11 protein-coding genes are annotated in these 13,580 nt (G+C 49.4%); 6 read left to right on the top strand and 5 right to left on the bottom strand.

Annotated features, from left to right (window positions below):
* Positions 1–112 precede the first annotated feature (112 nt).
* The 5 genes from H6624_17735 (at position 113) to H6624_17715 (ending at position 6,432) form a co-directional block, all read left to right on the top strand.
* Complete coding sequence (locus H6624_17735; GenBank protein ID MCB9086187.1) at positions 113–1,666, top strand: sigma 54-interacting transcriptional regulator; 1,554 nt, start codon at positions 113–115, stop codon at positions 1,664–1,666.
* A gap of 140 nt (positions 1,667–1,806) precedes the next feature.
* Positions 1,807–2,958: an endonuclease/exonuclease/phosphatase family protein gene (locus H6624_17730; GenBank protein ID MCB9086186.1), complete on the top strand. Its 1,152-nt coding sequence runs from the start codon at positions 1,807–1,809 to the stop codon at positions 2,956–2,958.
* Between the two features lie 345 nt (positions 2,959–3,303).
* Positions 3,304–4,266 carry a hypothetical protein gene (locus H6624_17725; GenBank protein MCB9086185.1) on the top strand — a complete coding sequence of 321 codons (963 nt, stop codon included), beginning with the start codon at positions 3,304–3,306 and terminating at the stop codon, positions 4,264–4,266.
* A 97-nt stretch (positions 4,267–4,363) separates the two neighbouring features.
* Complete coding sequence (locus H6624_17720; protein ID MCB9086184.1) at positions 4,364–5,413, top strand: phosphotransferase; 1,050 nt, start codon at positions 4,364–4,366, stop codon at positions 5,411–5,413.
* Positions 5,410–6,432 carry an NDP-sugar synthase gene (locus H6624_17715; GenBank protein ID MCB9086183.1) on the top strand — a complete coding sequence of 341 codons (1,023 nt, stop codon included), beginning with the start codon at positions 5,410–5,412 and terminating at the stop codon, positions 6,430–6,432. The genes H6624_17720 and H6624_17715 overlap by 4 nt, the downstream gene beginning before the upstream one ends.
* A 62-nt stretch (positions 6,433–6,494) precedes the next feature.
* On the opposite strand, the gene H6624_17710 is transcribed toward H6624_17715, so the two are convergent.
* From H6624_17710 to H6624_17695, 4 genes are all read right to left on the bottom strand, one after another.
* A complete protein-coding gene (locus H6624_17710; GenBank protein ID MCB9086182.1) occupies positions 6,495–7,484 on the bottom strand; it encodes a hypothetical protein in 990 nt (329 codons plus the stop codon).
* A gap of 265 nt (positions 7,485–7,749) precedes the next feature.
* Complete coding sequence (locus tag H6624_17705; GenBank protein ID MCB9086181.1) at positions 7,750–9,084, bottom strand: twitch domain-containing radical SAM protein; 1,335 nt, start codon at positions 9,082–9,084, stop codon at positions 7,750–7,752.
* A gap of 15 nt (positions 9,085–9,099) precedes the next feature.
* Complete coding sequence (locus H6624_17700; protein MCB9086180.1) at positions 9,100–9,660, bottom strand: hypothetical protein; 561 nt, start codon at positions 9,658–9,660, stop codon at positions 9,100–9,102.
* On the bottom strand, positions 9,657–10,904 hold the full coding sequence (locus H6624_17695) for a radical SAM protein (protein ID MCB9086179.1): 1,248 nt from the start codon (positions 10,902–10,904) through the stop codon (positions 9,657–9,659). Before H6624_17695 ends, H6624_17700 begins: the two co-directional genes overlap by 4 nt.
* Before the next feature lie 177 nt (positions 10,905–11,081).
* Between H6624_17695 and H6624_17690 the strand changes: the two genes are divergently transcribed.
* Positions 11,082–12,164, top strand: a complete 1,083-nt coding sequence (locus H6624_17690) for a radical SAM protein (GenBank protein ID MCB9086178.1) — start codon at positions 11,082–11,084, stop codon at positions 12,162–12,164.
* Here H6624_17690 and H6624_17685 read toward each other — a convergent pair.
* Positions 12,161–13,576 (bottom strand): twitch domain-containing radical SAM protein, encoded by a 1,416-nt coding sequence (locus H6624_17685; protein ID MCB9086177.1) that lies wholly within the window; start codon positions 13,574–13,576, stop codon positions 12,161–12,163. The two genes, H6624_17690 and H6624_17685, sit on opposite strands and share 4 nt — an antisense overlap.
* Between the last annotated feature and the right edge of the window lie 4 nt (positions 13,577–13,580).

The raw sequence follows: 13,580 nt of genomic DNA, 5'->3' as shown, positions 1-13,580 counted from the left end.
ACCTCATGGGTGCCCAAATTTTTTACTCCCTCCTCAAGTGTGTCGAGACTTTGGACGATAAGTGGATTGTCAAAGAACTTTGCAGTTTGCCACGAGTCAAGAGGGGTTAGACATGATCAATTGGGATGAGTTTGAACATATTCACGTTATTAAAAAGTTGAAGCAGATCCTGAGTTCTTGGTGGAACATCGATATCATCTTCACTGATGAGCGCGGTCATTTACGTGGCGTAGACCCCAAGACAACTAAGTTCTGTAATCCTGCGGTTAATACCTTTTTGAACAAAGACTCCGCAATGGATAACCTGGCTGATACCATCTCAAAGTCCATCGAGGATTTGAGAATGTCCGAAAACCGCTACAGTATCCGCAAGTGGGACACTGCCGGGTTCGACATTGCTATTGTTCCCATTCTCATTGACAACGATTTTATGGGTACCGTTGTTGCAATGGGCTTTGTCAAGGACGTGACCAACAACGGACAGCGCCTTAACGAGATTCGCGAACGCCTGGCCATCTTTGGCGCCTCGGCTGACATCATTGAGCAGAGCTTGTCTAAGATTAAATACGTGGAAGACCAGGATCGTGAACACTTTCTGGAGCTGGTCGAGCTTGTCTCCCAGGAGATTATCACTCTCCACCTAGAAATCACCACTCGCGAAAATCGCATCAAAGAGCTCAATAAAGAACTGGGCAGCCGCTACAAGTATGACAACATGATTGGTAAGTCCAAGCCCATGCAGAACCTCTATGCTCTGCTCGATAAGATTCGCACGGCAGACAGTACGGTGCTGATTCAAGGGGAAAATGGAACTGGTAAGGAGTTGATTGCCAAAGCGATTCACTACAATTCGCTTCGCAAAGATAAGTCCTTTGTGGTGCAGAACTGCTCCGCCTTCAACGACAACCTGTTGGAGTCAGAACTTTTTGGTCACGTTAAGGGCTCGTTTACCGGTGCCGTTCGCGACAAGAAAGGTCTGTTTGAAATCGCTGATAAAGGAACCTTCTTTTTGGATGAAATTGGAGACACCTCACCCACAATGCAGGTTAAACTGCTACGTGTTCTTCAAGAGGGCACCTTCATTCCCGTCGGAGGACTGGAGTCCAAGCGGGTGGATGTGCGAGTGATCGCAGCAACTAACCGCAATCTCAAGGAGATGGTTGAAAATGGTACTTTCCGCGAGGACTTGTACTATCGCCTCAACGTAATCAACATTCGCGTCCCCCCACTTCGGGAAAGAAAAGAGGATATTCCGCTATTAGCTGAATACTTCCTCAATAAAGCCCAAAACGGCGAGATGAAGAAGACGCTGACCAAGCGGGCGCTGGAAAAGCTGTATGACTACTCCTTTCCAGGAAACGTGCGGGAGCTTCAGAATGAAATGGAGCGCGTCGTCGTTCTCTCCGGTGGGGAGACAAAGATTACCGCTGATATGCTTTCCCCCAAGATCCTTGAAGCCAGTGAAAAGGGCAAGGTTCAGGGAGCGCGTGTCCACGGCAAACTAAAGGACGCTCTGGAAGAACTTGAGCGCGAGATGATCAAAGAGGGCTTGCGCCGGACTGGATGGAACAAATCCAAGCTGGCAAAGGAGCTGGGAATCAGCCGTGCAGGACTTATCATGAAGGTCGAGAAATACGGCCTTGATAAGCGTAAGATGCTGAAATAACTAGCAAAAGCAGTAATGGGAAGTTTGAGGGTGATGGTCACATCACCCTTTTTTATTTAAATATCTTACAAGCCCCTAGCCCCTGTTTACAATCTATCCTCAACCTGGTATCGACTGGGACGTCCTTCGGGGGAGGGAATATGAAAAACTGGGGTGGGGTATTCGTTTTCATTGCTAGTGCACTACTGTCTTTTGGCAAGGCCAAGGCGGAGTCCATTGATCCGGCCATTGAGGCCGCCCGGGTTCGACTGGGCAAGCCTCTAACTGTGATGACTCGCAACCTTTATGTGGGTGCTGATCTTTTTCAAGTTCTTGAGGCCCAACGCCCGGAACAGATTCCTCTGTTTGTGGCCCGCACATTTCAAACCATCGTTAAGAATTCCATTCATATGCGGGTTCAAGGATTTGTGAATGAGATTAAAGACGTTCAGCCAGACGTTGTCGGTCTGCAGGAAGTCTCATTGATCCGCCTCCAGTCCCCCGGTGATTTTTTAATCGGCAATCCAAAGAGTGCCGAAATCGTGATTTATGATTATCTTTTCGAGCTTCTTCGCGCCATGGAGGAAAATGAGCTTGAGTATGATGTCGCAGGACAGATTACCAATGCTGACATCGAGCTCCCCATGTTTGTTGGCGGAGATGAGCACGGTCCGAAGTTGGACGACGTGCGCCTGACTGATCGGGACGTTTTGTTGGTTCGACGTGGACTGCAGGTCTCGGAAGTACAAGCTCACAATTTTCACACTAACCTGAAGCTTCCCATTGGCGGCGTCGAGGTTGCCTTTACCCGCGGCTACGTGGGCGCCACAGTCAAAGCAAAGGGGCTAAACTACAAAGTTGTAAATGTGCACCTTGAAGTGGGAGGTCGTGAGCCCTTCACCCAAATCCAAGCCGCACAAATGCAAGAACTAATGGGAGCATTAGCCCAGGAACCGCTGCCGACGATCCTCACCGGAGACTTCAACTCGTCTCCAAAGGATGGGAATACTCAGCCTTACCATCAGGCCAAGGCGGCAGGCTTTGTTGACATCTGGGACCGGGCGCATCCATTTGCCGATGGCTTTACCTGCTGCCAGAGCCCTGACCTGGAAAATTCAACGAGCCAACTTGATTCCCGAATCGATCACATCTTTGTGCGGAACAATCTCAATGGGCGACTCCCCTTTTCGCTCATCGGATTGAGTCGTGTGAACCTTGTCGGTCACGAACCCAGCGGAAAGATCTTTGGCCTGTGGCCCTCGGACCACGCAGGAGTGGCGGCTTATTTAAATCTGCCATTTGTGCAGCAGTAGTTGGGCCATCGCAAGTGACCCTTTTTGCGAAATTATTTCCGAACTGAACAATGGTTAGAGTCGTCTTTTCGGTGGCTTAGACCGTAAAAAATCTCCATCGCCCCTGGCCACAATGTCCAACATCTGGCCACCACTCGAATGGGCGACCTAAGAAAATTTCGTGATTTCAATATTTTGGGCCACACATGGGCGCGCCCTTACGGGCGCCCGGAAAGCAGTTGGCGATAAGTGATTAGACAGCCTTGATTTTTTGAATTCCGGCACAACAATTGCCTCTGTAGATCAGCGTTGGCCCAAGTGGTAAGGGGCTCACGCCAAAGCGAATGACCAGAGGAACGTAAGCGAATGAAATTCCAGGGACCAGACGACAACCAACTTGGGCGGGGACGTATCGAAAATGCGTTCACTCCCATCATGAGCCGACTTCTTCGCCTCATTGAAAGCCGCTACAAATGTGAATTTCATTATCGATCCTTTCCTCAGGACCTTGATCAGAATGAGAGTGAAAAGGTCATCTATAGCCTCTTATCGAAAAACTCTTCGGTAACCTTGGATGGTAATCTTCTCCTCCCCGTTCGCCTGCACGGCCAGCTGTGGGGGTACGCCCGGTTTTCAGCGGCTGACAACCTCTCCGCCAAAGAGATTAATGAAATTGAAGATCTGGTGGATCTGGTTTTAAGCTCAGCGTTGATTACTGCAGCGACACTTGATGACCTCAGTCGTCTGGAAAACGAAATTCATCTTTCAGAGTATCCCAGTAATGTCATACGACTGTCTTCGTTTCGTCGGCCACAGAGGCCACACCCGGCTCGCCTTGAGGACTACGAAAATCTCATTCCCCGTCCGCGCAAGGCCTTTTCAATCCCTTGTTTGATCGAAGCCCAGTCCTACACTGACATTCACAAAATGGCGGTTGAGATTCACTGTCTGTCAGGTCGGCAAATTTTCATCCACTGGGATGAACTGTCGCTTGAATCGCGGCACGATACGAGTTTGTTGGACGAGCTGACTGACGCCACGATCTTTATCCCTGACGTGACCAGCCTGGATAATGAAGAGCGCATCACCTTGATCGACTGGCTCTCTGGACCACGGACAAAAGAGAGTCCTCAGGTCATTGCAGGAACGGTCATTCCTTATGCTGAGATCGTCGCGATTGAAGACGAGGCCCAGCGCGTTCTCATGCGCAGAATTTCGGTCGCCAACCTGAAGATGGAAAGGGACTTTCAGCACTACTTGGATTATGGTGTCATAGAGTTCTTTTACGACAGTCTCACTGGCCGAAGCCTTGAGGACTGCCTGGTTTAGTTGTCACAGAATTCCTGTTGTCTGACTCCACTTCTTTTGCCACCATTATAAAGACCCTAAACAGAACTCTAGACCAAGGAACTGATCGAGCCTGCCAATGAATGGGAAAACAGAGTTAGTCGCTCAGCCCGTTGAGCCCTTCATCCTAAATTTTCTCACCTCCCATTTGAGCACAGATAAATATCAAATTTTGCCCCTCGCCGGGGATGCCAGCGCCCGCCGCTATTATCGCATCGTCTGCGATGAGGACTCATGGGTATTGATGCAGTGGGAGCCCTTTTCTGCTGATGACAAGTATCCTTTTCTATCAGTGCAAAGGCATTTTCTAAAACACGGCATCAATGTACCCGACATTAAGGGGATGGCACCTGAATTAGGCCTTGTACTTCTTGAAGACCTGGGTGACCTCACCCTGGAAAGAAAGTTCTGGGAGAATCAGAATCAAGATATGGTTATTCCGTTTTACCGGCAGGCCATTGACGAACTACTTAAGATTCACTACCTGGCAACGCGAGACTCGGCCGCCAGGTGTGTGGCCTTTGGAGTTGCCTTTGATACTGAAAAACTGCTGTGGGAAATGAACTACGGCCGCAAACACCTGCTAGAGGGCTTAGGGCAGATCGAGTTTACAGACCAGGACTCCCGCAAACTTGAGGAGACCTTTGTTGGGATCTGTTCGACTCTCGATAATGAAGATAAGTTCATCTGCCACCGAGACTATCACAGCCGCAACCTGATGATTAAGTTGGGTAAGATGCGCGTGATTGACTTTCAGGATGCCCGCATGGGGCCCATTCAGTATGACCTGGTCAGCCTGGTATATGATTCCTACGTGGATCTGAACGATGAAACTCGAAATGAAATCCTCGACTACTACCGGAAATGCGCTGCAACCCTATACTCTCACAAGACCAAGGACTCTGATTTTCAGAATGTCTTCAACCTTCAAGTTATCCAAAGATGTTTTAAGGCATGTGGGAGCTTTTCGAGCTTTTACAATGATCGGGGCGACACTCGCTATTTAAAGTACATTCGCCCCACCCTTGAAACCGTCGTCCGTCACCTTGAACTGTTCCCCGAATACCGGTTCTTGGCTGAGATTCTATCCGATCGGGGCTTTCTCGATAAAGACTACGAGGCCCTATGAGGGCCATGATTCTTGCCGCCGGACTGGGAGAGCGCCTCCGGCCCCACACCCTCAAGTGCGCTAAGCCGGCCCTGCCCTTCTTGAACCTGCCCCTGATTTGCTACCCATGGTATCACCTGCAAAAAGTCGGGGCCTCTGAATTGATCGTCAACACCCACCACTGCGCGGACAGCATCAAGCACGCCGTCCAGTTGTTCGGCTTATCTCATGTCCAGTTTATTCATGAGAGCCCCCTCATCCTTGGCAGCGGGGGCGGAATTAAGAATGCCCGGGATGACCTCGCGGGCGATCGACACTTTTTGGTCGCCAATGGGGACGAGGTCTTACTTGATCCATCGGGCGTGGACGAACTCTGGCGTCGCCACACCAGCGAGGACAACCTGGCAACACTGTTAGTCTGCCAATTTCCAGGAGTTGGAACCAAGTTTGGTGGCGTTTGGTGCGACCCCACTGAGCGGGTTATTAATTTTGGCAAGACACCTGATTCCGAGGGACTCGTCGGATTTCATTACACCGGATTTATTGCCCTATCTGACCGCGTTTTTGACTATCTTCCTGCCGGACAGATCTCCAATATTCTCTATGATGGGCTCGCATCCGGAATGGCCAAAGGGGAAGTTGTTAAAGTCCATCGGGCCGAGCCTTACTGGTTTGAAACTGGATCCGAAGCTGATTATCTGAGTGCCAGCCAAAACTGTTTAAAACATCTGATTGACGGCGACCCTCAGGGAGTTTTCCTTAAGGAACTCCATCATCACTATGGCCGGGTGCTTTTTCCCCATGGACCCGAAATGTTCGTCGGCCCGGATTGCCAATTGGATTCAAATATCTCTGTTGGGGGACCTTGCCTATTGGGTCAGGGGGTTTCCATAAAGCCGAACACAATACTCAAGGGCTTCAATGTCATCGGCGATGGGACGCATATTGGAGAAAATTGTGTGCTGGAAAACTCTGTCATTGGCAGAGGACTGAGTATTGTTAAGAACACAAGAATCAATTCTTCTCTTCGTCTGACATAAAAAAAGAGCCACTTTTTTGTCGGCTCTTTTTGTACTTATCGAGTTCATTTACTTAACCAGGACTAGAAGCGGTTACTCCCTTTTCCCGTATTTGATGTGTCCGTCTCGATGAAGATATTCGCCTTACGCTTCTTTTGATATCGACGATGAACCATTTCAAAAATGTTATCCATCTTAACACCAATCGGTTCGCCCCCTGCCATTCTTTGCATTCCAGCCACACTGGCGGGCCCGCGCTTTTTGTTCATCTTGTTTTTCAGGGACGCCAGATAGGCGGCCATTGGATCGCTGCCATCGAAGGAAACACCCTCTCCTCCTCCTGCGCCAAGCGCTCCGCCACCGCCACCACGGGAATCAAGACCCATGGCGACCACGTTGGCCTTGTCACCATACTTTTCCACTGCATCCGCATTGAGTTTGCCAATGGCCGCTCTGGCCGCATTTACCGAGGATTCATCATAACCGGCAGCTGCCATAGATTCAGGACTTGAAAAGGCACTCATCGGCATTTCACCATTTGGAGTGGTGACGGTCCCCGCAGCTGCGTTGACCTTATAGCCCTTGCCCTCAAGGTTCTTGAGGCCTTCATTGATTTGCTGATTGGCAAATCCAGTTCCCGATCCACCACCGCCGGCTCCGCCACCAGGGATTGTTCCGGGCATGGTTCCGCCTGTCGGCAGCTCGCCTCCAGGAGTGTTTCCCCAATTGGGGTTGTATTCTGAAGCATTGGCCACATTGCCAGATTGGTCGGAAGCCGCCATATCATGGGCCGCCTGCAAAAAGGACATTGCCGCCAACGGGCAGGCCCAACCGCCTTTTGGCGTCGCACAAATTGCAGAAAAGGTTGCTCCCGCTGCAAGGTTGATCATCATTCCCGTGTTTTGAGAACTTTCACCTTCATTTGCTCCCTGATTGATATTGGGACCTCCACCCGAAGCTTCATTACCTCCGCCTTCAGTCCCCTGGGTTCCACCGGAACCTAGGGCCATTAGGGAAAAAGTCGCCATGGTCACGACCAACCCACCACGAATCACCTGAGCCAATCTATTCATATGCCTACCCACCATTATTACGGATTTGATAAATTATAGCTTTGTTTTCCCACCCACTTAAAGGCCTTCGTGGACTGACGGTTCCGCATTTGAATAGCCCTGTCGTTGGAGCGCCCTGGTCTTTATACCAGACTCAAACCGAGACACTTTGAAGACTTATCGACAAAAGTCCTGTCTTACTTTAGGACATTTTTGACTTTTTTTGGCATCATAAGTATCTAAATTTATTGGATTTTTCCCAAGATCTCGGGAGTCCCAGGCAAGCCTACTGGTCTATGAATAGCGGCCCTAAGTGGGGAAAAACGCTGGCAACCGACTGCCCTCTCATCTTGTCCAGTGCTCTTGTGTGGGCAACAAAGGCTCTCAAAGCCTCGCTCCCCCTGGCCTCGTCTGACTGAAGCATTCCCGTTGCCAGACTACGAATCATCTTTCTATTTTCCTCCTTATTCGGACTCCGCGTACACAGGTAGCTTGTGGCCAAAAAACTCTCCACCCTCTGTGCGGACTCCTTTCTCATCTCAAGAGGAATAATTTCCGGATCTAAATGGGGCGTATCTCGGACCATGGTAAATGAGAATGTCATTTCGAATCCATTGGCTTGAACAAAGTCATCGAGAAACCACAACAGGCGATCGATGGTACAAACCTGGTAGGCCGACAAAGTCGCTTGCAGCACCTTGTTCCAGCCAGAATGCAGGCCCTTTAACTGCTTTAAGGCAGCAAGGATATCCTCCCACTTGGAAGGGTGCCGGATGTATTCGTTTTCTTCTGCAAATCCATCGACACTACACTTGATCGTACCACTCTTAAAACCATTGAAGACCTCGATGTGCCCTTGATTCAAGGTAACTATGTTAGAACTCAAATCCAGGTGCATTTGGGCTGCCCACTTCTTCTCCAAAGATAAGTCCCTGAGAAACTCCATGGCTTCGGGGTCTACCAGAACCTCGCCCCCGCGCATTTCCAAAAACCGCGCCTCCCTTACATACCCCTGTAGCTGCTTCCGGAAAAATTCACTCTCACCCAAGTGCCCATCGGCGACAAGAAGGCTCGCCATTTCCAGTTCGCCCCGCATTTCCGGGGTCAAAAGCGCCTGCTTACTCTTATATTCCTGGAGCATCCGTGTACTCAAAGCCGGGGTACACATTCGGCAGGACAAATTGCATTTTGTACTAAATCGCAGTTCCCACCAAATGGGCTTAGTCGATAACCGGCCAGTAGAATTAACGGCCTCCTCCACGACGGATTGAAAATTCTCGGCGAACTTATTGTTTCGGTTTACACGCTTGCTGTTGATCCCCCGGTCCTCAAGGCGATAGCAAAATTCACAGTTGGGCAGGTACTCCTCGTTCGCCATTCTCAGACGAAAATCGCGCATAAACTCCGAATTCCAGACTTCGGCGATACTGTCTTTTCTTAAATCGAAGGTTTCGCCAGACGCCCCCGCTCGACCCTCGTTGACATCAACAATCGTTCCCTGCCTGGGAATTCCATGAGGTATTCCGCTTATAGAACAGCAAACGCGAAGATTTCCCTGCCCTCGGGTATTGAGCTGAATAAAGGGTACAATGCAAAATCGGCCTTTTTTATGCTGGCTCACTGTTTCTATCTAACCTCAGTACTTGGGGTCCATGTAGATTTCATGGATGCAAAGGTGTTTCGGTGTATCAAGGAGAAAGCGAATAACTCGCCCCACCTCATTCGGCTTAATCCCAATTTTAAAACCCGGCTTCGACCTGGCCTTTTCATTATCTAGTCGACCCACCTGAATATTGGTAAAACGCATTTTGACTTCCCGATTAGAAACCTGATCACCAATGTATTTACTTAACAGCTTTAGGCCCTCTTTACTTCTCAAATAATTCCACACCCGATGCTCACGATCGTACCTCTCGTGATAGACGGCTGTCGACCCCATACAAAACAGGTATCCATCGTGATTGCGCTCCAGCCAGTCGATGGAAATTTTCTCCACTAATTCCGGCTGCAGATTATTGGCGTTAGTCACGACAATCACGGCTTCATAGTCCCGGGACATTTCCACAAGCCTTGAGAACACTCCCCGATCGCAGACATCAAAGCCATTTGAACGACCAACTCCGTAGGCCTCCTTACCTAAATACTCGGTAATGCCTTTGCCAAAGTCCTGAGTCCCTCCGATCACCAATATCTTCACTTCCAAACCTCCTCAAGCTCAGGCACCACCTCTCGCCACGACCTGCCTCTAATTCGATCAAAGTTTTCGATGTATTTCTGCCCCTCAATAAGTATATCAGGGTGGCCTTCGCCGTGTCGTATAAAGTTGGCAACCTTCTTAAGGTTTCTCTGATTAAAATCATCTGGATACTTTGCCAACAGCCAATCGATCTCCCCAATGGCCCTCTTTTTTAGATCTTCAGGTAGATGAGTCAAACTTTGATAGGCGGGATCGCGAAGGAGGGTATGACAATGAAGGGGAATACAACGTCCTGTATCGTATTCGATTTGATCAAGCCACGCGTAAAGATCTCTGAGGCGCCAAATTGACAGAGCACTAATCGTTGGCGTCACTCCGATCTGAACGCTTTTAGATGACAATTCTAACAGGCGGCGAAAATTTCTTTCCACCTTTTCCCAATTTGCGGGATACCTTAAATATTCAAACGCCATCCCGGTGGCATCGATGCTACAGTAGATATGACAAGATCCGAACCGATTGAGGACTTCAATGTGCTTATCCTTTAAGACAGTCAAATTGGTACTGATCTCAAGGTATATGTTGGGAGCGTAGCCCTCCTCAATGGCAAATGATAACATCTCCCAGTTTTTATTGATCAACGTGGGTTCTCCACCCGTAATGTAAAGGCGTCGAATCCCTGGCATCAACCCGCGAACGTCTTGCCAAACCCGATCCTGCTCAAACCATTCAGTCTGATTGGCCCGCATTGTGGCGAAGGCTCCTAAATGCTGATCATCAAAAACACCACCGGGCTCTAGGTTTTTCTCCACTTCTCGATATAAAAAGCTCGATGAATCCGGACTACACGACACACAGCCGAGATTGCATTTGTTTCCCAGTCGAAGTTCCAAGATCTCCGGCTTTGTGACCAGTCCCGCCAGTACATCCTCAACTCGGCCAGCATTAACCTCTAACTCCGTTTGTCTTTTGCTTTTATTGCCAACGGATTCAAATTCGTAACAGCGGCTGCAGGTCTCCACGGTTTCACCGGCCAACATTCTGGCCTTCATTTCAGAGAGCTCTTTGCAGCTAAGGGCCGCCAACAAGGTGTCCTTGGCCACATTCAGCGGCCTGCCATCCTCACCCCGCAGAGTTGACGTCGTCCAAGTACATACGCGAACCCTCCCCGTCGGGCGAACACCGAGATGAAGCCAAGGCAAAACGCAAAATGTTGGGGATAGAGATTCCCTTTTTTCAGTCACAATGACTACCCTTTCCCCCTAAGCCTATCGCCATTGGGGAATTGATGGCAAATCCACCCCGACCAGACCGCCCTCCGGGGCGGGGCGTTGCTCGCGCGAATGGATGTAGCTTCCTGTCCATTGACCAAAACTCGGTGAAGAACGAGACTGGGATTTGAATTTTGCCGATGGACCGCCATGTACAAGTCTAACGAAGTTAAAACAGTTCACCTGGAGATCACCACCAAGTGCAATGCCACCTGCCCGATGTGTCTGCGTGCTGTTCTTGGGGGAAAGGTGAACCCCCAGCTTCCTCTTGTTGAATTGAATCTTAAAGACATTCAGACCATTTTACCCGAGCCCTTTGTGAATCAGCTTGATCGTATTTATATGTGCGGAAATTACGGGGACCCTATTGTTGCCTCCGACACCCTTGAGGTCTTCCGCTACTTTCGTCAGGTTAAACCCGAAATCCGCCTAGAACTGTTTACTAATGGCTCGGCCCGGAATGAGTCCTGGTGGAGAGACCTGGCGTCAGTCGTGAACCTTTGTCGATTTGGCATCGATGGCCTAGAGGACACCAATCACATTTATCGTCGAGGAACAAAGTGGCCCTTGCTCATGCGCAACGTCGAAGCATTTATCTCCTCAGGGGGGAGTGCTCATTGGGATTTCATTGTCTTTCGCCACAACGAACATCAAATTGAAACGGCCCGTGCCCTGAGCGAGAAGTTGGGTTTTAAGCATTTTCAAATTAAAAAGACGGGGCGCTTTTTTAGCAATTCACAGGCCACGGTCAAAGATAGACAAGAGGTTTTGTCAACGACTGGCGAACTCGAATATCACATCGAAATGCCACAAAACCCGGACTTTGTTAATGCATCTCTGGCCCAAGAATCTAAAATCGAAGAAGAACATGGCAGCCTGAGAAACTACCTAGAGCAAGTCAAAATCGCCTGTAAGGTTGCCAAGGAACGTTCGATTTACGTCAGCGGCGAAGGGCATGTGTTTCCCTGTTGTTGGACAGCGAACCAACTCTACCCCTGGTATCGCAAACCAAAGACCGGTGAGATTTGGAGTCTGCTAAAGGAACTCCCCTGTGGACTAGACGATCTCGACGGCAAACGGCACCCAATATCCTCAATAATTGATGGTGATTTTTTTCAACGACTCCTGCCCGCCGGATGGGAAAAGCCTTCTTTTGGTGCCGGCAAACTCTATGTTTGCGCCAAAACCTGTGGAAGCAGAGATTTCGATCCCTTTAAATCTCAATTCAGTTAGTTTGCATCATCCATTATTTCTGCCATCTCAGGAAACACTCTCGCAAAGTCCGTACCCCTAATGCTGTCCATGAGTCGGATGTATTCCCTCAATTGAGGCATCCTTCGCGACCAGTCTTCGGCCATCATAAAGCGCACGAGCCCCTTGAGGCGAGATATCCCATACTGGCTTTCAAAAAAGTCCTTATCGCCAACAAACCGTTCTTCCAGCCAGCCGTAAAACTCCTCGTACTTGCGTGCAACTTTTTCTTTGAACTCCGGAGGCAGAACTTTGATGTTCAGGTGAGCTGGATGATAGACAAGGTGAACATTTACTAATCCGGCGCCAAGGGGCCATGGGTTGATTTTGCGGTAGCCCTGCGCCAGTTTCCATTTAATGAAGTCCGGCAAATAGTAAATATTAAGGACCTGAATGGCACAGGCAACAGTCACTTCAATGTTATCCGGGGTAGCGTCCAACCGTCGTAGCTGAGCTTCAATATCGGACCATTTGCTTGGATAGCGAATGTAGTCGTTCATCTCACCAATGCTATCGATGCTAAAGTGAAAGCGAACTCTTTGAAAATGACTCCAAAGATCAAGGAGCCGATCAGGAATCTCAATGCCGTTACTATTATACCTTAGTTCAATGTGTTTGGCGTGACCGCGGCGAATGCACTCCTCGAGAAGGGTAAAGTGTTCCTCAATAATTGTGGCTTCACCACCGGCAAAATAGAGCTGACGCAAGTTGGGCAATTGGTCGTAGAGCTGATTCCAAAACTCCTTGTTGTCCACATGCCAATTGTAAGTCGCCCCATCCACCTTGCCCTTATTCCGCCACTGCATCAGATCCTTTAACTCAGGATTTTCAATCTGCGGATAGAGTTTATTCCAATCGCTCACCCACAGAGAACTGTCATGAGGGGAACACATCACACACTTGAGATTACACTTAGTGCCTAATCTCAGGTCAACGTAAGTAATGGTTGGTGGCACACTGCCCTCCGGAGACGTGGACTCAATCAGGCTTCGCAAACTCACTCTTTTGCTCCAGTATTCCGTCTCCCAGTTTCTTTTCGAGCGATGGCCCGCCTCTTCCTCCTTAAAACATTTGAGACAGGAGGCCGGGATATCTCCACGCAACATCATTTGCCGGACGTCTCGCATATACTGATTGTTCCATGCACTGAGCAAGTCTGTTTCATTCAAGTTTGCCGGTCGACCATTCTCATTTTTTAGAATTCCAACTTCACCGCCATACTTTTTATCCTGAGTTGCTCCGACCGAGGAGGCGTTCGCCGTACAACAGAGCCGAAGGTGCCCATTTGGTCGGGTACTCAAGTGAATCCAAGGCAGAATGCAAAATGTGGGGCTAATGGCTTCGGGTCGCAACTCCTCGCCGCTCTCGTTTCGAGCCGAGTCCACCTCAGCCATACCG

It is taken from the genome of Pseudobdellovibrionaceae bacterium, from assembly GCA_020635075.1.
Taxonomy (GTDB): Bacteria; Bdellovibrionota; Bdellovibrionia; order Bdellovibrionales; family UBA1609; genus JADZEO01.
The sequence above is the reverse complement of the archived record's forward strand: the minus strand, read 5'-3'. Positions and strand labels throughout refer to the sequence as shown.